This window comes from Variovorax sp. LjRoot84 (genome assembly GCF_964254305.1).
GTDB lineage: Bacteria > Pseudomonadota > Gammaproteobacteria > Burkholderiales > Burkholderiaceae_C > Variovorax.
The window spans coordinates 3,024,024-3,043,962 of the sequence record NZ_CAXUTE020000001.1; the positions used below are offsets into that span (position 1 = coordinate 3,024,024).

Annotated in this window: 20 protein-coding genes; 9 read left to right on the forward strand and 11 right to left on the reverse strand. The window is 68.6% G+C overall.

Going from position 1 to position 19,939, the window contains the following annotated elements:
• Positions 1 to 43: 43 nt before the first annotated feature.
• Positions 44 to 916: a LysR family transcriptional regulator gene (locus tag ACSQ9I_RS15280; protein WP_093110089.1), complete on the reverse strand. Its 873-nt coding sequence runs from the start codon at positions 914 to 916 to the stop codon at positions 44 to 46.
• A gap of 85 nt (positions 917 to 1,001) precedes the next feature.
• On the opposite strand from ACSQ9I_RS15280, the gene bla reads away from it, so the two are divergent.
• A complete protein-coding gene (gene bla / locus ACSQ9I_RS15285) occupies positions 1,002 to 1,880 on the forward strand; it encodes a class A beta-lactamase (protein WP_436313666.1) in 879 nt (292 codons plus the stop codon).
• A gap of 9 nt (positions 1,881 to 1,889) precedes the next feature.
• Here the strand turns inward: bla and ACSQ9I_RS15290 are convergent, their stop codons facing one another.
• Complete coding sequence (locus tag ACSQ9I_RS15290) at positions 1,890 to 2,876, reverse strand: tripartite tricarboxylate transporter substrate binding protein (protein ID WP_436313667.1); 987 nt, start codon at positions 2,874 to 2,876, stop codon at positions 1,890 to 1,892.
• Positions 2,877 to 2,961: 85 nt separating this feature from the next.
• Here ACSQ9I_RS15290 and nthA point away from each other — a divergent pair, with 85 nt between their 5' ends.
• The 3 genes from nthA to ACSQ9I_RS15305 are packed head-to-tail and all read left to right on the forward strand — an operon-like array spanning position 2,962 to position 4,606.
• On the forward strand, positions 2,962 to 3,585 hold the full coding sequence (gene nthA / locus ACSQ9I_RS15295) for a nitrile hydratase subunit alpha (protein ID WP_436313668.1): 624 nt from the start codon (positions 2,962 to 2,964) through the stop codon (positions 3,583 to 3,585).
• Positions 3,582 to 4,244, forward strand: coding sequence for a nitrile hydratase subunit beta (gene nthB, locus ACSQ9I_RS15300; protein ID WP_436313669.1), 663 nt, complete (start codon positions 3,582 to 3,584; stop codon positions 4,242 to 4,244). The genes nthA and nthB overlap by 4 nt, the downstream gene beginning before the upstream one ends.
• Positions 4,241 to 4,606: a nitrile hydratase accessory protein gene (locus tag ACSQ9I_RS15305; protein WP_436313670.1), complete on the forward strand. Its 366-nt coding sequence runs from the start codon at positions 4,241 to 4,243 to the stop codon at positions 4,604 to 4,606. Before nthB ends, ACSQ9I_RS15305 begins: the two co-directional genes overlap by 4 nt.
• Positions 4,607 to 4,610: 4 nt before the next feature.
• Here the strand turns inward: ACSQ9I_RS15305 and ACSQ9I_RS15310 are convergent, their stop codons facing one another.
• Genes ACSQ9I_RS15310 through ACSQ9I_RS15325 form a run of 4 tightly spaced genes read right to left on the reverse strand, consistent with a single transcriptional unit; the run spans position 4,611 to position 9,366 of the window.
• Positions 4,611 to 4,832 carry a hypothetical protein gene (locus tag ACSQ9I_RS15310; protein ID WP_093110083.1) on the reverse strand — a complete coding sequence of 74 codons (222 nt, stop codon included), beginning with the start codon at positions 4,830 to 4,832 and terminating at the stop codon, positions 4,611 to 4,613.
• A gap of 43 nt (positions 4,833 to 4,875) precedes the next feature.
• The gene (locus ACSQ9I_RS15315) at positions 4,876 to 5,946 is read right to left on the reverse strand and encodes a patatin-like phospholipase family protein (protein WP_093110082.1); all 1,071 of its coding nucleotides are present in this window, start codon (positions 5,944 to 5,946) and stop codon (positions 4,876 to 4,878) included.
• Positions 5,943 to 6,989, reverse strand: coding sequence for an acyltransferase family protein (locus tag ACSQ9I_RS15320; RefSeq protein WP_436313671.1), 1,047 nt, complete (start codon positions 6,987 to 6,989; stop codon positions 5,943 to 5,945). Before ACSQ9I_RS15320 ends, ACSQ9I_RS15315 begins: the two co-directional genes overlap by 4 nt.
• Positions 6,990 to 7,011: 22 nt before the next feature.
• Positions 7,012 to 9,366 carry a Tex family protein gene (locus tag ACSQ9I_RS15325; protein WP_436313672.1) on the reverse strand — a complete coding sequence of 785 codons (2,355 nt, stop codon included), beginning with the start codon at positions 9,364 to 9,366 and terminating at the stop codon, positions 7,012 to 7,014.
• 92 nt (positions 9,367 to 9,458) lie between these two features.
• On the opposite strand from ACSQ9I_RS15325, the gene ACSQ9I_RS15330 reads away from it, so the two are divergent.
• The 5 genes from ACSQ9I_RS15330 to ACSQ9I_RS15350 all read left to right on the forward strand — a co-directional run bounded on the left by ACSQ9I_RS15330 (position 9,459) and on the right by ACSQ9I_RS15350 (position 13,603).
• Positions 9,459 to 9,956, forward strand: coding sequence for a hypothetical protein (locus ACSQ9I_RS15330; protein ID WP_093110079.1), 498 nt, complete (start codon positions 9,459 to 9,461; stop codon positions 9,954 to 9,956).
• A gap of 57 nt (positions 9,957 to 10,013) precedes the next feature.
• Positions 10,014 to 10,574, forward strand: a complete 561-nt coding sequence (locus ACSQ9I_RS15335; protein ID WP_093110078.1) for a DUF2239 family protein — start codon at positions 10,014 to 10,016, stop codon at positions 10,572 to 10,574.
• A gap of 74 nt (positions 10,575 to 10,648) precedes the next feature.
• The gene (locus ACSQ9I_RS15340) at positions 10,649 to 11,995 is read left to right on the forward strand and encodes an MATE family efflux transporter (protein WP_436315760.1); all 1,347 of its coding nucleotides are present in this window, start codon (positions 10,649 to 10,651) and stop codon (positions 11,993 to 11,995) included.
• Positions 11,962 to 12,669, forward strand: a complete 708-nt coding sequence (locus tag ACSQ9I_RS15345) for a glutathione S-transferase (RefSeq protein WP_436313673.1) — start codon at positions 11,962 to 11,964, stop codon at positions 12,667 to 12,669. Before ACSQ9I_RS15340 ends, ACSQ9I_RS15345 begins: the two co-directional genes overlap by 34 nt.
• Positions 12,670 to 13,084: 415 nt before the next feature.
• Positions 13,085 to 13,603 carry a nuclear transport factor 2 family protein gene (locus ACSQ9I_RS15350; RefSeq protein ID WP_436313674.1) on the forward strand — a complete coding sequence of 173 codons (519 nt, stop codon included), beginning with the start codon at positions 13,085 to 13,087 and terminating at the stop codon, positions 13,601 to 13,603.
• A 4-nt stretch (positions 13,604 to 13,607) separates the two neighbouring features.
• Here the strand turns inward: ACSQ9I_RS15350 and ACSQ9I_RS15355 are convergent, their stop codons facing one another.
• From ACSQ9I_RS15355 to ACSQ9I_RS15375, 5 genes are all read right to left on the reverse strand, one after another.
• The gene (locus ACSQ9I_RS15355; protein ID WP_436313675.1) at positions 13,608 to 14,834 is read right to left on the reverse strand and encodes a hypothetical protein; all 1,227 of its coding nucleotides are present in this window, start codon (positions 14,832 to 14,834) and stop codon (positions 13,608 to 13,610) included.
• On the reverse strand, positions 14,831 to 16,279 hold the full coding sequence (locus ACSQ9I_RS15360) for a Dyp-type peroxidase (protein WP_436313676.1): 1,449 nt from the start codon (positions 16,277 to 16,279) through the stop codon (positions 14,831 to 14,833). The genes ACSQ9I_RS15355 and ACSQ9I_RS15360 overlap by 4 nt, the downstream gene beginning before the upstream one ends.
• Positions 16,261 to 17,559: a hypothetical protein gene (locus ACSQ9I_RS15365; protein ID WP_436313677.1), complete on the reverse strand. Its 1,299-nt coding sequence runs from the start codon at positions 17,557 to 17,559 to the stop codon at positions 16,261 to 16,263. The genes ACSQ9I_RS15360 and ACSQ9I_RS15365 overlap by 19 nt, the downstream gene beginning before the upstream one ends.
• A gap of 13 nt (positions 17,560 to 17,572) precedes the next feature.
• Complete coding sequence (locus ACSQ9I_RS15370) at positions 17,573 to 18,004, reverse strand: hypothetical protein (protein ID WP_093110073.1); 432 nt, start codon at positions 18,002 to 18,004, stop codon at positions 17,573 to 17,575.
• 61 nt (positions 18,005 to 18,065) lie between these two features.
• On the reverse strand, positions 18,066 to 19,937 hold the full coding sequence (locus ACSQ9I_RS15375) for a GMC family oxidoreductase (protein ID WP_436313678.1): 1,872 nt from the start codon (positions 19,935 to 19,937) through the stop codon (positions 18,066 to 18,068).
• Between the last annotated feature and the right edge of the window lie 2 nt (positions 19,938 to 19,939).

A 19,939-nucleotide genomic window follows, 5' to 3' on the forward strand; every position in this document is an offset into this window, starting at 1 on the left:
GGTGTAGCGCTGGCGGGCGCCAGTGTGGCCGCGAAGCGTTCGTTTAGCCAGCGAGAACGGCGCGGGAAAGCCAGGCGCGAAAGGCCTGCATCGCGGGACTCGGCGCCTTCGAGCGCAGCCGCGTGAGCCAGTAGCTTCCGGTCATCACCTCGATCGCCAGCGGCCGCACCAGCCGGCCCTCGCCCAGCTCGCGCTCGAACATCGAGGCCGGTGCAAGCGCGACGCCGGCGCCCTGCATCGCGGCCTCGACCATGAGCCGCGACGAGTCGAACACCGGCCCGCGGATCGCCGGACAGGCGACGCCGGCCGCGGCGAACCAGCCGGGCCAGTCGTCGGGACGGTAGGAGCGCAGCAGCGTCTCGTGCGCGAGGTCGTGCGGCCGCGCGATGCGCGCCGCGATGGCCGGCGTGCACAGCACCGCGAGCGGCGCCGCCAGCAGATGCTCGGACTGCAGGCCCTGCCAGGTGCCATCGCCGAAGCGGATCGCGAAATCGAGCCCCTCGCCGGCCAGGTCGACCACGTTGTTGTGCGTCATCAGGCGCAGGTCGATGAAAGGACAGCTCTGCTGGAACAGGCGCAGCCGCGGCAGCAGCCATCCGACCGCGAAGGTGCCCACCACGCCCACCGTCAGCACCTCGAAGAAATGGCCGTTGTCGAACTGCTGGACGACTGCCTCCATGCGCCCGAAGGCATCGGCCAGCACCGGCAAGAGCGCATGGCCTTCGTCGCTGAGCGCCAGCCCGCGCGGCAGGCGCCTGAACAGCGTGACGCCGAGCCGCGCCTCGAGGCCGCGGACCTGCTGGCTGACCGCCGCCTGCGTCACGTTCAGCTCGGCGGCGGCGAGCGTGAAGCTCAGGTGGCGTGCGGAGGATTCGAAAGCGCGCAGCGCGTTGAGAGGGAGATGGGTACGCGCCATAAGATTTTCTTGTGCGAGACAGCAAATACTATCGTTTGTGCCGCCGCATCGTATGGCCGAAAGTCGCTTCCTTTCAGGAGCACCCATGATTCATCGACGGCAATTCACAAGCACCCTTTTCGTCTCGCTGGCCGCCGCATCCCTCGGCGTCCGGGCCGAAGGGGCCAGCAACCTTTCGAAGCAGTTGGCAGACATCGAAAAAGCCAGCGGCGGCCGCCTCGGCGTCGGCGTGCTCGACACCGCCACCGGCCGGCGCGCCGGGCACCGCGAGGACGAACGCTTCCCGCTGAACAGCACCTTCAAGTTCCTGGCCGCTGCGCTCGTTCTGGCCCGAGTGGACCGGCGCAAGGAGCAGTTGGAACGCCGCGTCGTCATTCGGCCGGGCGACCTGGTGACCTATTCGCCGGTGACCGAGAAGCACGTCGGCGCCGGCGGGATGACGGTGGCCGAACTGTGCGAAGCCACCATGACGCTGAGCGACAACACGGCCGGCAACCTGCTGCTCGCGAGCTTCGGTGGCGCGCCGGGCCTGACGGCGTTCATGCGCTCGATCGGCGACACGAACACGCGGCTCGACCGCACCGAGCCCGCGCTCAACGAAGGCCGGCCGGGCGATCCGCGCGACACCACCACGCCGGCCGCGATGACCCGCAGCATGCAAAAGATTCTCTTGGGCGATGTCTTGTCGCCCGCCTCGCGCGCCCAGCTGCTGCAATGGCTGGACACCAACAAGACCGGCGACGAGCGCATACGCGCCGGCGTGCCGGCGGACTGGAAGGTGGGGGACAAGACGGGCTCGGGCGAGAACGGCGCCAACGACGTCGCCATCCTGCGGCCGCCGGGACGTGCGCCGATCCTTCTGTCCGTCTATCTCACGCAGACAAGGGCACCGGCGACGGTGCGCAACCGCGCACTGGCGTCCGTGGCTGCGGTGGCCGCGGAATGGGCGACGAAGGGCTCCTGAGGCCGCGTCTCAATCCGCCTTCACGCCCGCCGTCTTGATCACGCGGGCCCACTTGGCCGTCTCCGCGTCGATGAAGGCATCGAGCTCCTCGGGCGTGCTGCCGGCCGGGAAGGTGCCCATCGCATCGAGCCTGGCGCGGGTCTCGTCGCTCTTGATGATCCGCGCCACCTCGTCCGACATGCGCTTGACGATCTCGCGCGGCGTGCCTGCCGGCGCCAGCATGCCGGCCCAGGTGCTGCCGGTGAAGCCCGCGAAGCCCTGTTCGATGAAGGTGGGCACGTCCGGCACCGCGGGCAGCCGTCGGTCGCTGGCCACGCCGATCAGCCTCACCTTGCCCGCCTTGCCCTGGTTGATGAGCCCGGTGGGCGCATCGAAGAAGAGCTGGATCTGCCCGCCCATCAGGTCGGTCAGCGCCGGCACCGCGCCGCGGTACGGGATGTGGATCATGTAAGTCTTGGTCAGCGACTTCCACAGCTCGGTGGTCAGGTGTGCGGCCGAGCCGTTGCCCGAGGAGCCGAAGCTCACCTTGCCCGGGTTCGCGCGCGCATAGTCGATCAGCTCCTTCGCGGTCTTGAAGGGCGCGTCGTTGTTGACTGCCGCGAGCAGCGGCGAGATGCCCATCAGCGAGACGCCGGTGAGGTCCTTCTTCGGGTCGTAGGGCAGCTTCGGATAGAGCGTGGTGTTGGCCGCATAGGCCGCGATCACGACGCCGAAGGTGCTGCCGTCGGGCGCCGCCTTGGCGATCGCATCGACGCCGATCAGGCTGTTGGCGCCCGGCTTGTTCTCGATCACCACCGGCTGGCCGAGCCGCGCCGAAAGGCCCGCCTGCACCAGCCGTGCCATCTGGTCGGTGAAGCCGCCGGGCGTGTACGGCACGATGATGCGGATCGGCTTGTTCGGCCAGGCGGCCTGCGAGAAAGAAGGCGCCGCGACCGACGCCGCGGCCGCAGCGGACAACAGATTGAAGGCACGGCGGGACAACGAGGCTTGCGGCATGGAAGGGTCTCCGGTGGAGCGACGATTCTGGAAGGCCGCCACGACAACCCCCCTCAGGGTTTGCCCTCCGCGCTAGCATGCACGCATGGCACACGACCACGACCACGACCACGACCACAGCGAGCTCGGCGAAATGGACCTGCGCGTGCGCGCGCTCGAAACGGTGTTGACGCAGAAGGGCTACATCGACCCCACCGCGCTCGACGTGCTCATCGACACCTACCAGACCAAGATCGGTCCGCGCAACGGCGCCCGCGTCGTTGCCAAGGCCTGGACCGATCCCGCCTTTCGCGACTGGCTGCTGAAGGACGCGACCGCGGCGATCGCCTCGCTGGGCTACACCGGCCGCCAGGGCGAGCACATGGTGGCGGTGGCCAACACCGACACGCAGCATCACATGGTGGTCTGCACGCTGTGCAGCTGCTACCCCTGGCCGGTGCTGGGCCTGCCGCCCACCTGGTACAAGAGCGCGCCCTACCGCTCGCGTGCAGTCAAGGATCCGCGTGGCGTGCTGGCCGAGTTCGGCGTCGAGCTGCCCGCTTCGACCTCGATCCGCGTGTGGGACTCGACGGCCGAGGTGCGCTACCTGGTGATCCCGCAGCGGCCGGCCGGCACCGAAGGCTGGAGCGAAGAGGCACTGGCCGATCTGGTGACGCGCGATTCGATGATCGGCACCAGTCTGGCCAGCAGCCCGGAGACTGCGCCATGACGTACGCCACGCATGCCGATCTCGGCGGACGCGAGATGCCCGGCGCCATCTTGCCCGAGCCCGAAGGCGAACTCTTCCACGCCGGCTGGGAGCCGCGCGCGCTGGCCCTGACGCTCGCGATGGGCGCCACCGGCTCCTGGAACATCGACGCCAGCCGCAGCGCACGTGAAACCCTGCCGGCCTACGCACGGCTGAGCTACTACCAGATCTGGCTCGCCGCGCTCGAGAAGCTCATGGCCGAGCGTTCGCAGGTCCTGCCCGATGAAATCGCTGCCGGGCGCATGCTGCATGCGGCCGCGCCCATCCGGCGCGTGCTGCATGCCGCCGACGTGCCGGCCGCGCTGGCCAAGGGTTCCGCAACCGAGCGCCCGGCGACTGCACCTGCGCGCTTCGCCCTCGGCCAGCAGGTGCGCACGCGCGCGGGCCATGTCGACCACCACACTCGCCTACCCGGCTATGTGCAGGGCAAGCTCGGCACCATCGAACTCCTGCACGGCATGCACGTGTTCGCCGATGCGCACGCGCAGGGCCTGGGCGAGCAGCCTCAATGGCTCTACACCGTGGTCTTCGACGGTGCCGAGTTGTGGGGCGCTGAGGCCGAACCCGGACTGCGCGTGTCGGTGGATGCCTGGGAAAGCTATTTGACGGAGGCCGCATGAGCGCCTCGACCACACCGCTGTTGCCCGGCATGCGCGTGGACGGCGCGGAGCCGGTGTTTCGCGAACCGTGGGAGGCGCATGCCTTTGCGCTGGCCGTCTCGCTGCACCAGCGCGGGCTCTTCACCTGGCCCGAATGGGCCGACGCGCTGGCGCAGCAGATCGGTGCCGCGCAGGCAGCCGGCGATGCCGACCTCGGCGACACCTACTACCGTCATTGGCTCGCCGCACTGGAGACGCTCGTGGCTCGCAAAGGCGCAAGTTCCGCCGATGAACTGATGCGCTACCAGCGAGCCTGGGACCGCGCGTCCGATCGCACGCCGCATGGGCAGGCGATCGAACTGCGCGAGCAGGATCTGGGCTGAGGGCTCAGCCCTTCTTCCCGCCGAACACCAGCAGCGCCCCGCCCACCACGATCGCGGCCACGCCGGCCCAGGTCGGGAAGTTGACGTCCTGCTTTTCCTTCACCGTCAGCTCGATCGGTCCGATCTTGGCCTGATGGGTTTCCTTGGTGAAGCTGAAGCCGCCCAGGCCGATGGCGGCGATGCCGGCGACGATCAGGATGAGGCCGACGATGCGGGTTACGTTCATGGGGGATCCTCCGGGATTGATGCTAGCCCGACTTTAGCCGCCCTCAAAGCGGCAGCACGCAGCCGGCGTCGCCGCGCTCCAGCCACTCGGCCAGCTCGTCCGCCAGCCGGCGCGCCTCCTGCGCCGCGGTGCTCCACGCCTTCATGCGTGCCGGCGCATCGTTGCCGTAGCGCACGAAGTCGTTGCGATCGGGCAGCTTGCCGTTCGGCAGGCTGCGCACCCATTCCGGGTCCGGCGCCAGCACCACCGTGCGTTCGAGAAAACGCGTGGGCTTGTGGCGCCACTTGAGTCCCTTGTCCAGCCAGCCCGGCACCACCGCCTTCTGGAAGTGCGGGTACAGCACGACGCCGTCGGTGTTGCTGTAGTTCAGGTGCAGGTGGTAGTCGGTGATGCCGCCGTCCCAGTAGGCGCCGGGCGGCGCACCGGGAATGTCGTGCACCGCCTCCAGCATGAAGGGGATCGAGCACGAGGCCTGCAGCGCGAGTTCGAAGTTGGCGTCGCTGAGCTCGACCTGCCGCGTGCGAAAGTCCCGCGTGGCGAAAGGCAGCGCCGCACCGGCGCTGGAGAACACCACGCGCTCGAGCCAGGCGCCCAGGCTCTTGCGGTGCACGCTGTTGGTGATGAACGCCCCCAGGTAGCCGACCGGCGTGCGTGCCCTGCCCTCGCGCCCGAGGATATGGCGCCCGCGCGAGGTGATCACGTGCAGCTTGTAGCGCGGATGGCGCAGCACTTCGCCGGCGCGGCCGCCGTAGAAGTTGCGCAGCCCTTCGCCGAATTGCGCGCTGACCTGCTTCGCCGTCATGCGCTTCTGGCCCGGCGGCACATCGAAATGCTGATGGATGTAGCCGTGCTCGAACTGCTCGAAGGCAGTCTTCGGATCGTCGAGGCAGGCGTTGGCGAGCCGCCAGGCGCCGATCGAGGCGCCGACCAGATCGATGGGCTGCGTCGACTGTGGCAGCCACTCGCCGAACAGGAAGCGATCGATGGGCCCGAGGATCAGGCCCTTGGGACCGCCGGCCGCGCCGGGGATGGTGCGCACATCCTGCGGATGCAGGCCGTTTTGGGCGATGTGTTCGCGCGCGAGCGGGCCGGCATGGATGCGCAGCGCTTTCACGGCTTGCCGACCAGGATGCCCTGGCCCAGCCTCTTCAGCAGCCAGCCGATGCAAAGGCATCCGGCAAGCGTCGCGGCGACCACCGCGAGCAAACCGAAGGGGCCCGCACGCGACACCGCGGAGGCGGTGAAGCCGGTGCTCTTCAGCACCTCCAGCATCGCGACGTTGCCGACGAAGATCGCGAAGGTATTCCTCCCCACGAAGGCCACGGCCCGCGCCAGCAGACCCGGATTCGAGCGAGCAGGCGCCGCGCGATCGGCCGCAACGGCGGCAACCAGAAGCAGCAAGGAAGCGATCGTCACGGTCGACGCCAGGTAGGCCGAGTGTTCGCTGGGAGATTCGGTTTCGAAGGGCGCTGCGAGCAGCAACAGCACGGCCGCCATGACAAGCCCCGGCGCCCGGCGGAACTGGCCGCGCGCCAGCGCGATGCCCATGACCACATAGGGAATCCAGTAGATGAAGAGCCGGTCGCCGACGGCCCCGATCCACCGGTGGTCGAGGAGCCAGTACCCGGCGAGCACGTTGAGCGCGACGCCTGCGACGATCACCGGCAGGGTCGGCACCTGCGCCACGCAGCGCCGCAGCAGTGGAAAAAGCAGCGTGAGCTGGAACAGGATGACGAAGTAGTACTGCCCCGACCATCCATAGCCGCCGAACCAGCCGCCGACGATGGTGTGCAGCGGCGTGGCCGACCAGCGCGAGGCGTAGAACTTCTCGATGTAGAGCAAGGTCCACGCGAGGTACGGAACGGCCAGCTCGACCATTCGCTGCACCAGGAAGCGCGCATGCGTTTCGGGGCGCCGGCGAGAAAGCGCCTTTTCCAGATAGAAGGCCCAGAGGCCGACGAACACCGGCACGCCGAAACGGAACACGTCGTGAAAGGGCAAGCCCGCGTGGATGCAGACGACCCCCACGATTGCGGCGGCCTTCAGCCAGTCCGCATGCAGGTCGCGCACGCCGGCGGCGGCAGCGGTGGCAGCAGGGACAGCGGCACCATCCAGGCGCGTGCCGGCGCGATCGACCGTGTTGTGCGTGTCCGGCATGAGGCTCCTCGGGTTCGGCCCGCTACTTGCGCAGCCCCTGCAGCTTGGCGAAGGCGCTGGCCATCTGCCCCGCCGGCTGCGGCGCGTTGTCGCGGCGTGGGCCCTGCTGGCCGCGCCCTGCCCCTTCGAAGCGGTTCTCGCGCGGACCGTCGCGCCGCGCCGGCGCCGCATCGAGCTTCATCGACAGGCCGATGCGCTTGCGCGCCACGTCGACTTCCATCACCTTGACCTTGACGATGTCGCCGGTCTTCACGACCTCGCGCGCATCGTTGACGAACTTGTGCGAGAGCTGGCTCACATGCACCAGGCCGTCCTGGTGCACGCCGAGGTCGACGAAGGCGCCGAACTGGGCCACGTTGCTCACCGTGCCTTCGAGCACCATGCCTTCGACCAGGTCCTTGATGTCCTCGACGCCGTCGTTGAAGCGCGCCACCTTGAAGTCGGGGCGCGGGTCGCGGCCCGGCTTCTCGAGTTCGCCGAGGATGTCCTTCACCGTGATGACGCCGAACTTCTCGTTCGCGAACAGCTCGGGCTTGAGCGTCTTCAGCATCTCGGCGCGGCCCATCAGTTCGGTGATGGGCTTGCCGGTCTTCTCGATCATCTGCTCGACCACCGGATAGGTTTCGGGATGCACGCCGGTCAAGTCGAGCGGGTTGGCGCCGCCGCGGATGCGCAGGAAACCCGCGCTCTGCTCGAAGGTCTTGCCGCCGAAGCCGCTGACTTCGAGCAGCTGCTTGCGCGTTGCGAACGCGCCGTTGGCCTCGCGCCAGCGCACCACCGCCTTGGCCACGCCGGCCGACAGGCCCGAGACGCGCGACAAGAGCGGCACGCTCGCGGTGTTGAGGTCGACGCCGACCGAGTTCACGCAATCCTCCACCACCGCGCTCAGGGTGCGCGCGAGCTCGCCCTGGTTCACGTCGTGCTGGTACTGGCCGACGCCGATCGACTTGGGGTCGATCTTCACCAGCTCGGCCAGCGGATCCTGCAGGCGGCGCGCGATGCTCGCCGCGCCGCGCAGACTGACGTCGACGTCGGGCATTTCCTGCGAGGCGAATTCGCTCGCGGAGTAGACCGAAGCGCCGGCCTCGCTCACGACCACCTTTTCGACCTTCATCTCCGGCGCCCCCGCCTGAGCCGCCATCTTGGCCAGCAGCTTGATCAGGTCGCCCGCCAGCTTGTCGGTCTCGCGGCTCGCGGTGCCGTTGCCGATCGCGATCAGGTTCACGCCGTGCTTGGCGCACAGCTTGCCGAGGGTGTGCAGCGAGCCTTCCCAGTCGCGGCGCGGTTCGTGCGGGAACACGGTGGCGGTGTCGACCAGCTTGCCGGTGGCGTCGACCACTGCGACCTTGACGCCGGTGCGGATGCCCGGGTCCAGGCCCATCACCACGCGCGGGCCAGCCGGCGCGGCCAGCAGCAGGTCGCGCAGGTTGTCGGCGAAGACCTTGATCGCGACCTTCTCGGCTTCTTCGCGCAGCCGGGTGAACAGGTCGCGCTCGGTGGACAGCGAGAGCTTCACGCGCCAGGTCCAGGCCACGCACTTGCGGATCAGGTCGTCGGCCGGGCGGCCTGCATGGCTCCAGCCCAAGTGCAATGCGATCTTGCCCTCCGCGATGCTCGGCTTGCCCGGCTCGGGCTCGACGGGCAGCACCAGCTTGGCATCGAGGATGTCCTGCGCGCGGCCGCGGAACACGGCCAGCGCGCGGTGCGAGGGCACGCGGCCGATGGGCTCGTCGTAGTTGAAGTAGTCGCGGAACTTGGCGATGTCGGCGTTGTTCTCGTCCTTGCCGGCCATCAGGCTGGACTTGAAGAGGCCCTCGGCCCAGAGCCATTCGCGCAGCCGCTGCACCAGCGCCGCGTCTTCGGCCCAGCGCTCGGAGAGGATGTCGCGCACGCCGTCGAGCACGAGCTGAACGGTCGAGAAGTCCAGCCCGTCCGCAGCCGGCTTGACGAAGGCCGCGGCCTCCTCGGTGGGGTTCAGCGTCGGGTCGGCGAAGAGCTTGTCGGCCAGCGGCTCGATGCCCGCCTCGCGCGCCATCTGGCCCTTGGTGCGGCGCTTGGGCTTGTAGGGCAGGTAGAGGTCTTCCAGTTCCTGCTTGGTCGGCGCGGCGTCGATGGCGGCGCGCAGCTCGGGCGTGAGCTTGCCCTGCTCCTCGATGCTCTTCAGCACCGCGGCGCGGCGCTCTTCGAGCTCGCGCAGGTACGACAGACGCGCCTCGAGTTCGCGCAGCTGGATGTCGTCGAGGCCGTCGGTGGCCTCCTTGCGGTAGCGCGCGATAAAAGGCACGGTGGCACCGCCGTCGAGCAAGTCGATCGCGGCCTTCACCTGGTGCTCGCCGACCTTGATCTCGGCCGCGAGCTGGCGAATGATTTTCTGCATGTCTGAGGGGGGGCTGGCTGACGACGCCGTGGGCGCCTTGCGGGTAAAGCGCGGAAGTTTGCCATAGGGCCTGGGGTCACAATGCCCCGGCCATGCGTATCTTGAAGAAACTCCTGCGCGCACTCGCTGCCGCCCTCCTCGTCCCCTTGCTGCTGTTCGAGGAATGGGGCTGGGAGCCGCTCGCCGCGCTGGCTGCCCGGCTGGCCCGCCTGCCGTTGTGGGCGCGACTCGAACGCGCGGTGCAGGCCCTGCCGCCCTGGGGCGCGCTGCTGGTGTTCCTGGTGCCGGTGCTGATGCTGCTGCCGCTCAAGCTGCTCGCGCTCTTCCTCCTGGGCCGCGGCCATGCCACCAGCGCCGTGCTGCTGCTGGTGGGCGCCAAGCTGGCCGGCACCGCGGTCGTGGCCCGGCTGTTCCAGCTGGTCGAGCCGGCGCTGATGCGCATCCCGTTGTTCGCGCGCTGGTATCCGCGCTGGAAGCAGTGGAAGGATCGCGTGCTCGGCTTCGTGCGCCAGAGCGCGCCCTGGCGCGCCGCCCGGCGCTTGAAAAACGGCGCCCGCCGCTGGTGGCGCAGCCTGCGCCGAACGGCCTGAGAATATTTCACCCGGGTAGATTGCATAACTCGTTTTGTCCGGGTATTATTCGCCGCCATGCCTTCTTCCGAATCCACCCTCACCGCCTTCGCCGGGTTCAGGCGCATCGCTGCCGGCCCGCGCGCCGAGGTGATCGCCCTGCTGCGTGCGCGCGCCGACGAGCCGCCGCCTTTCGTGTTCGACGACAGCACGGGCGAGCAGCTCGATCTCGATTTGCGCGAATCCGCCAATACCGTGTCCGAAAACACGAAACACGATGAACACGCGACGCGCGGCGTCGGCCGCCCCAAGCTGGGCGTGGTGGCGCGCGAAGTCACCCTGCTGCCGCGCCATTGGGACTGGCTCAACCGCCAGCCCGGCGGCGCCTCGGTGGCGCTGCGCCGGCTGATCGACGAGGCGCGGCGCGTGCACGCCGACCGCGATGCGGAGCGCGCGGCGCGCGAAGCCACCTACCGCTTCATGACCGCGATCGCGGGCAACCTGCCCGGCTTCGAGGAATCGACGCGCGCCTTGTTCGCCGGCGACCGCGCGCGCTTCGAAGAGCTCGTCGCGCCCTGGCCCGAGGATGTGCGCCTGCATCTGCACAAGCTGGCGGCGAACGCCTGGAGCGCCCAATGAACGGCGACACGCCCGCGACGACGGTCGCCGAACCGGTGCCACCGGCCCCGCACCTCAACCCGCGTGCGGCGGCCATGGCCTTGCGGCCGCTGTGGAAGACCTTCCTGTTCTTCCTCGCGCCGATGCTGCTCAGCAACATCCTGCAGTCGCTCTCGGGGACGCTCAACAACGTCTACCTGGGGCAGATGATCGGCGTCGGCGCGCTGGCGGCGGTGTCGAGCTTCTTTCCGGTGATGTTCTTCTTCATCGCCTTCACCATCGGCCTCGGCGCCGGCGCCTCGGTGCTGATCGGCCAGGCCTGGGGCGCGCACGAGCCCGAGAAGGCGCGCGCCGTGGCCGGCACCACGCTCACCGTGGGCGTGCTGTTCGCGCTGGCCGTCGCGGTCTTCGGCGGCACCTTCACGCAGCCGATGCTGACAGCGCTGGGCACGCCGCCCGACATCCTGGCCGATGCCACGGCCTACGCGAGGATCATCCTGATCGCGATGCCGGGCCTGTTCGTGTTCCTGCTCTCCACCGCCATGCTGCGCGGCGTGGGCGACACGGTGACGCCGCTCTACACGCTGATGATCTCGACCGTGCTCGGCCTGATGATCACGCCGGCGCTCATCCGCGGCTGGTTCGGCCTGCCGATGCTCGGCGTGGCGAGCGGCGCCTGGGCCACGGTGATTTCCTTCGTGGTCGCGACCGCCTGGCTGGCCTTTCACCTGCGGCGCACGAAGAGTCCGCTCGCGCCGGACGCCGACTTCGTGCGGCACCTGCGCGTGCGGCCGGCACTGCTGAAGGCGGTGCTCAAGGTCGGTGTGCCCACCGGCGTGCAGATGATCGTGGTCTCGCTGGCCGAGCTCGCGCTGCTGTCCTTCGTCAATGCCTACGGTTCGAGCGCCACCGCGGCCTACGGCGCGGTGAACCAGGTGGTGGCCTATGTGCAGTTCCCGGCGATCTCGATCGCGATCACCGCCTCGATCCTCGGCGCGCAGGCCATCGGCGCCGGCCAGGCGCAGCGCCTGGGCGCCATCACGCGCACCGCGCTGCAGATGAACCTGGTGCTGACCGGCGGCCTGGTGCTGCTGGGCTATTTGTTCTCGCGCCCGCTGATGGGCTTCTTCATCACCAGCGAGCCGGTGATCGAGGTGGCGCAGACGCTCTTGCACATCATGCTGTGGAGCACGGTGATCTTCGGCATGGGCGCGGCGCTGTCGGGGATCATGCGCGCCAGCGGCTCGGTATTGGTGCCGACCGCGATCTCGATCTTCTGCATCGCGCTGATCGAGGTGCCGGTGGCCTGGTGGCTGAGCCATCGCATGGGGCTCAACGGCATCTGGATCGCCTACCCGGTGGCCTTCATCGCGATGCTGACGCTGCAGGCCAGCTACTACCGCTTCGCATGGCGCAAGAAGACGATCCGCAGGCTGATCTGAGCGCAGGCAGCACGCGGCCGGTGCTCTATTCGTTCCGCCGCTGCCCCTATGCGATGCGCGCGCGCATGGCGATCGCCGCGAGCGGCCAGCGCTGCGAGCTGCGCGAGGTCGTGTTGCGCGACAAGCCGGCCGAGCTGCTAGCTGCATCGCCCAAGGGCACGGTGCCGGTGCTGGTCGACGTAGACGGCATGGTGATCGACCAGAGCCTGGACATCATGCTGTGGGCCTTGCGGCGCAACGATCCCGAAGGTTGGCTGCAAGCCGAAGGCGCGACGCTGGACGAGATGCTTGCGCTCGTCGCCGAATGCGACGGCGAGTTCAAGCGGCATCTCGACGGCTACAAGTACCCCGAGCGGCATCCGGGCGCCGATGGCGAGGCGCATCGCGCGCAGGGCGCCCGCTTCCTGATGCGGCTCGAGACCCGGCTTGTCGTCACGCGCTGTCTGCACGGCGAGCATGCAGCGCTCGCCGACATCGCGATCGCGCCGTTCGTGCGCCAGTTCGCGCAGGTCGATGCAGCCTGGTTCGAGGCCCAGCCCTGGCCGCGGCTGCGGGCCTGGCTGGCCGCGCGGCTCGATGCGCCGGTGTTCACGCTGGTGATGGCCAAGTACACGCCCTGGCGGGCCGGACAGCCAGGCATCGCCTTTCCCGGCCAGAGCCTGCCGGTTTCCTGAAGCGATCAGCGCGCCACGCCTGCGCCGGTCAGGGCTGTGACGCGCTTCTGCGGCGTCAAACCGGCGGCGGGGGCGCAAAAAGAAACTCGAGCTTGCCCGCCCGTGCACCTTTGGCCTTGGGCGAGAACTGGACGTTCACCACGCATGAAGCTTGCCCTGCGAACGGGCCGCGCACTTCGCACGACCCTCCGGGGGCGCGGCGGCCGTGGCCGGGGCTTCAGCCCCAGCAAGGCACCCGCCAGAGGGCGGAAACGGGCGGGAACCAAGCGCATCGCCATGGTGAGCCTCCTCATCGAAGGTCGCACGTCGCGTTGTCGACGTGATGCAATCTAGCGCCGTTGCCCTGCGGCCGCAATGGCCGGCCAGTTGAAAAAGACTGCGCTCTCGCGCATGCTCGCGTCAGGAGGTACCGGCCATGAACAAGCGACGCACTCTCCTGATCGGGGCGCTAGCCGCGGTGCTGGCGATCGGTGGCGGCGCCCGCGCGCAACCCGCGAAGAAGGCCCAGGCGGCCGGCACCGAAGCCACGCTGCGCGACACCATCGCCGAGTTCGAGAAGGCCTGGAACCGGCACGACGTGAAAGCCTGGCTGGCGCTGATGACCGATGACGTCTGGTTCACGCAAGCGCAGGACTTCTACGAGCGCATGAAAGGCAAGAAGGCGGTGAAGACCACCTTCGAATACGACGTCAAGAACACCGACCTGAAATGGGAGGTGAAACGCGTGCGCATGATGCCCGACGGCACCGCCAGCGTCGTGCTGCGCCACGTCGGCCTGATTCCGCCCAAGGCCGATGGCAAATACAAGCGCGAGGACGTCAGCGATCCGAGCTTCAGCCGCTGGCGTTTCGAGGGCGGCAAGTGGCGGCTGTTCTTCTTCACCTCCCACAAGGGCTGGGCGCTGGCCGAGATGAAGAAGGACGGACTGGAGTAGCGGCCTACTCGAACACCTCATCCCCCGTAGGCTCGAAATGGGGCACCGCATTCATCCGGTGCCGCAGCTGCGAAAGCTCCCAGTACATCCTCTTGCGCGCGCGGCTCTGGTTGCCCAGCGGCCGATGCTCGGCAATCGTGTGCCAGGGGTTGTATGAGAGCCTCTTCGCGAATTCCATCTGCGCCGGCGAATCGAAGGTCTGGCGCGGCAGGCGCAGCGTGGCCACCGTGATGCGCGGCGACAGCGTCTCGGGCCACAGCACGCCGGCGTTCTCGATCGGCATCCGATGCGGGTCGGTCTGCATCTGCAGCCGGATGTCGAATTCCACGTCGCCCTCGGCCAGCGAGGCCACCATGGCCTGGCGCAGGTAGTCGTCCGGCGGGCGCAGCGGCAGCCGCGGGATCGGCGTGCGCTTCTTCGTCTTCGGCCACACCGAGTACTGCATCGCCTGCCCCTCGCCCATCAGGTAGGGCACGCAGCTGAAGTACGGCGCCTCGAAGGGACTGGACTGCGTCTTGATGAAGAGCGACTGCATGATCAGGTCCAGCACATGCGAGTCGCGGAAGTTGACGAAGTAGAAGATCTGCGCGTTCTTCACGCTTTCGATCTGCAGCGCCGCGTTGGCCTTGGCATCGGGCGTCACGAAGGTGGGCGTGGAGACGCCGAACATGTCCAGCGTGTGCTTCTCCTCCTCCATCAGCTTCGGGCCGGGCACGCCCAGGAGCTTGATGCTGATGCTCATGAAGCCGACGTCGTCGATGTCGGGCGTGATGTAGGGGCCGGGCCCCGAGAAGCGCACCCAGGCTCTGAAGGTCTGGGGCCTGGCATAGATGCCGCGCTTCACGTGCTCGGGGATGTCCTCGTGCACGGTGAACTCGCCGCGCACGATGCCCTGCGTCTTGGTGTTGCCGCCGCGCTCGAAGCCGCCGGGCTTCCAGAGGTCGCCCATTTGCCGGGTGAAGCTCCGCACGATCGAGTCGGTAAAACTCTCTTCGTCGACCATGAGCTTCTCTTGCGCGATCGCGAGCCCTTCGTCGGGCCGCCGGCTGTTGATCAGCGCCGTGGTCAGGCGCGCGAGCGGATCGCGCAGCACCGCGTCGAAGGCCGGGCGAACGAAGGGATCGAACCTGCGTTCCAGCCGCAGCAGGGCCAGGCCCGAATCGCTGATGAAATTCTTCAGCAAAGAACCCGTGTTGGCCCGCGGCGCGGGACGGCTGACATTCGAATTCATGGCTGCACCTTTGACAGATAGCGCAAGGCACGGATGCCGGGCAGGAAGAAATAGGCACCGCCTTGCACGGTCACGAATTGCGGAAGACCCGTCAGGCGCCGATCGGGCCCCGAGGCCGCGGGCATCGAGAAGCCATCGGTCGGCATGCCGTCCGCCCCCGCCAGGCGATGGCCGAGCAGCGGATCGCCCTCGCCGGGCAGGGCGTCGAACTTGGTGCCGGCCAGCCAAGCGCCCTGCACGAACTCGAACTGGCGCGCGATGTTGGCGCCCAGGCAGATGAAGTGCAGTCCCACGTCTTCGCCCGGGGCTCCGCCGTACTCGCGGCCCCGGCGCAGCAGCCGGTGGAAGCGCGTCGAGGCGATCAGGTCGATGCGCAGCGCGTCCGAACCGAAGCCGAGCCTGCGCACGAGGCGCGAGATCGGATCCGACCAGCCGGGCGGCAGATCGGCATTGCGCGGATTGCTGCGGCGGATGTGCGCACCGAAGGGACAACGCAGGCCTTCGGGATCGCCGTCGTAGGTGAAGGCATTGAGATCATCCGTCTCGCCGGACGGCTCCACCAGCGGCTTGCCTTTCTTGGTGCGGCCGACCATCGTTTCGGCCAGCTTCTCGCTCAAGGCAGCGTCGCCGCCGGCCTGGCCGTCGACGAAGCGCCAGAAGCCTTCGACGTCCTGGCGCAGTTGCCGCATGACCAGGTAGCTGCCGTTGCGCCCGAGATCGGCCTTGTCCGCGTCGTCCTCGGCGCGCGGCAGCAGCGCCGCGGGATCGCGCGCGCGGTCCAGCAGGGGCCGATCGGTATAGGCGCCGTACTCGTTCGGATAGCCGAGCAGGTACTCGCCGAGGCACGACAGGTTGGTGTATTCGAACTGTTCCTCGTCGTGCGCCGCGCGTTCTCGCTCCCAGTCGATGCGCGGCTGCGAGATGCCGTCGACGAAGCCGAAGGGTTCGACGCCGTCCATGTCGGAGGTGCTCAGGCAGTCCAACTGCTCGAAGCCCGCCTCGCATTGCGCACGGATGGTCCGCAGCCACTCGTCGAGCCCGCCGGGCACCGCATAGAGCATCACCAGCACGTGCGGCATGCGGTCCTGCGCGCCGCCCCACCGCCAGCGCGCGGGGTCGTTCGCGCCGAGGTCGCCGAGCCGCCGCGCGCGGCTCTCGTCGCTGCTCATGCCGGCCAGGAACTCGGCCGAGAAGCCTTCGACGATGTCCTCCGCAGCGCCCAGCGCATGCAGGCCCGCGCAAGTGAAGGCGATCTGCACGGCTGTCCGGGGCGGCGGCTTGCGCGTGATGGCGCTGGTGACCGGCGCGTTCGCGAGCCAGGCACGCGCGGCCCCGGCATCGCGGATTCGTAGCAGCAGGAAGCAGGCCTGCGTCAGGTGCTTGTAGCCGAAGCGCACCAGGCCCTGGATGTCTTCGAACTCGATGCTCATAGCAGCCTCAGCCATGCGAGCACCTGCGCATCGCTCATCTCCACGCGCTCGAAGCCTTCGCGGATGCGCCGGTTGCGGTCCAGATCGGCCAGCGTGAGACCGGGGTAGGCCTTGTACCAGACCTGGGTCGGCAGCTGGTGGCCGCGCTGGTAGTACTTGAAGCGCAGCTCATGGTGCGCGCCGCCCTTGATGAGCCAGTCGGTGCGCGGCCAGCCGAAGCCGTTGCTGAAGATCAGGTTGAGGCCCCATGCGACCTTGTTGATGAAGTCGTCCATGTAGCTTTCGTGGCTGCCGTCGTAGCTGCTCGCGAACAGCACGCGGGTCTTGTCGTCGAGAAAGACCCAGTGCGCGAAATGGATGGTGCGCACGCGCCCCAGGTGGCCGCGGCCGAACACGTGGCGGCAGGCGTAGGCGATCAGCACCAGCAGCAGCTGCACCAGCCAGCGCCGGAACAGGCCCGGCTTGACCGGCCCGAGCGCGGTGAAGCTGTTGCTCAGGTCGTGGTCTTCGAGCTCCTGCATCTCGCGCACGGCGGCTGCGCGCGGCCGCGGACAGTATTCGGGGTCGCGCTTCTCGTGGCGGCGCAGCAGCACCAGGAAGACCGGCAGCAGCACGATCAGCAACGGCAGCAGGACCAGCCCGGCGAGCGGCAGGCCGATCGCATGGAGGAGATTGCGGATCTGCCAGTCGAGCGGCGTTTGCGCGGGCGGAGTCAGCACCAGGCGTCCGGCGGCCTGCTCGGCGCGCGCGAAGGCCAGCAGCTGGCGCCGCATCGTTTGCGGATCGACGGCGGCGTCGGTCACGCCGCGCGGCACCCGCGCCGACAAGGCGCGCTGCAATGCGCTCTCTTCGCGAATCTGCTGCACGGTGCGCCCGATCCAGTTGACGTAGGGCGCAGCCACCGGCCGGTCGTGTTCGATGAGCCAGTCGAGCAGATCGTCGCGCGGATCGAGGGCCTTGCAGTGCGAGAAGATGCGGCGCAGACCCTCGCCGGCGCGCTGCACCAGCTCGGCCAGCTGCTCCCGTCCGGGCCCGTCGCAGTCGCCCATGAACACCAGATAGATGGGCAGCCTGGGCCGCGGCAGGCCGAAGACCTCGAGGTCGGCCATGGTCGCATCGCCAAGCACGGCGAAGCGCGCGAAATGCAATCGCGGGAAGGCAGCAAAAGGCAGCAGCGCATTGGCCGGGTCGACCACACCGGGCCTCACGTTCATGGTGGCCAGCAGTTTCCGGAGGCTGGCTTCGCGGCCGGGGGCGATGGCTGCGACCACCATGAAGTGTGATTGGGGAGTCACCGCATCGGCGTCGCTAGAACTTGAGGCAGAAATCGATCAGCCGCTCTTTGCCCCAGTACACCTTGCCGAGATAGAAGCCCGGAGAGATCAGGCGGATCTCGTCGCGGATCCAGTGGGCCACCAGCGAGGTCTCGGAGTAGTCGAGCACGATGCACTCCTTCTGGTCCAGCCAGCTGTCGCCCTTGTAGACCTTGGCCACGATGGCCTGCACGCCGAAGGGGCTGACCTTGTTCTTCAGCACGCCCTTCTCGGCATCGAACACCTTCCCCTGCCATCCGAAGAAGTTGATCATCTTGGCGATGGACTCGGTGTAGCGGGTCCCGGGCGCGATGATCGCGGTGCCCTCGGCTTCGCCCGAGGGAATGTCGCCCGGCGGGCTGGCGCGAAAGAGCTCGTCGAGCTTCTCTTGCGACATGTCGAGCAGTTGCTGTACGTCATAGGCCATGGGCTTTCCCCTCGTTGAAGACCCGTCGTTCACAGAGTGTCGGCCCTGGGTCGGGAGGCCGTCAACTTGCCGAAAGTGGTGTGCGCATCGCTGTGCGCAGCACCGCATCGGCCGCTTTCTCCGCGATCATGTAGACCGCGGCCGCCACGAAAAAACCGGGTATGCGCGGGAAGGCCGAGGCATCGACCACACGCAGCCGCGGCACGCCGTGCACGGCAAAGGCGCTGTCGAGCACGCCGCCCTTCTCAGGCGGGCCGATGGGGCAGGAGCACGAAGCGTGATGGCCCCATGCCGTGTTGCGCACGTAGTCGGCCAGCGCCTCGTCGCTCTGCACGGCCGGCCCCGGCGCCAGTTCCTCGGAGATCCATCCCTTGGCGAGCAGCGGCGCCGTCATCCGGCGCACGAAGCGGATCGCCTGCACCACGGCACGCAGGTCCTCGCCCGCCTGGTCGTCGCCTTCCTCGAAGTAGTGGAAGTTCACGAGCGGCGTGTCACGCGGATCGGCCGAACGCAGGCGCACGGTGCCGGCGCGGTTTAGCGTATGCGCCTTCAGCACGGCCCAGGTCAGCTGGTCCGGCTGATCGCGAACCCGCTTCGAGAAGCCGGGGAAGTAGCCCTCGAAGCCTGCCAGCAGCGCCATGCAGAAGAGGTCGGGCTCCTGTCCGGTCCGATCGGCCGTGGCCGAGCGGCTCACCACGCCGAGCGCGGCGCCGTTCGAGGCATACATGCCCGATCGCTCCTCGTGCCAGTGGCGCCACAGCGTGTCGTCGCGATCGAAGCGCGCACCCTCCAGCACCTCCCAGGGTTCGCGCATGCGGTGCGTGACGGCGACCTCGTAGCGGTCCTGCAGATTGCGGCCGACGCCGGGCAGGTTCTTCTGCAGCGGAATGCCGTGCGCCTCCAGTTCGGCGGCCGGGCCGATGCCGGACAGCATCAGCAGCTGCGGCGTGTTGAATGCGCCGCCGCACAGGATCACCTCGCGCCGCGCGCGCACGTCGCGCCGCACGCCTTCTGCGCTGCTGGGTGCCGCATGGGCCCGGTACAGCCGCTTGCCTTTCAGGTACTCGACGCCGCAAGCCGCGCCGTCGGCGTCGAACAGGACGCGCGTGGCCAGCGCATCGAGCTCCAGCTGCAAGCGGCCCGGATGCCTTGCGGCCACATCGAGCAGCCGCTCGCGCACGCCGGCACGCCGGTGCTCCGAGGTCGCGAGCGGCGTGTAGCAGATGCCTTCGAAGCTGCCCGGCCGCAGGCGGCGCGTGTTGGGGTCGCCCAGTCCGCTGCGCAGCCAGCGCAGGGTGCTGAGCAAGGGCGTGGGCAGGCTGCTCGTGAAGACGCTGGCCGTGTCGCGCAGCACGCGCACCAGGCCCTCGTCGCCCAGCACCGACAGCGGGATCGATTTTTCGGTGCGCAGCCAGCCGCCCCATCCATGTCCCGTCGGATCGAGCCCCACATGACGCAGGGCTCGCCATACCGGCCGGTGGCGGCAGTCCTCGACGCGCCGCGCATAGCGGCGCATGCGCGAGGCGCGCCAGGAACGGTCGCCGGTGAGCTGCGCGACGTGGTTCCAGTCGGCATCGTGCGGCAGCATGAAGATCATCGCGTTGTGCGAGGTGCATCCGCCCAACGCGGCCGCGCGCGGGTACAGCACACCCTGCCCCGCTTCGTACTTCCAATCCTTCGCCTGCCGGCCTTCGTCGGCGTAGTGGCGCACGCGAAAGTTCCAGCTCATTGCCGCGTTCTCGCAGGCGAAGGCATGGAAGGCCGGCACGTCGTAGTCCTCGGGCAGGCGTTCGGCAGCCGCGCGCGGATCGCCTCCAGCTTCGAGCAGGAAGACGCGCATGCCGGCCTCGACCAGGCGGGCCGCGAGCGTGCCGCCGCCGGCGCCCGAGCCGACGATCACGTAGTCCCAGGCAGCTGATTCGGCATCGGACATGG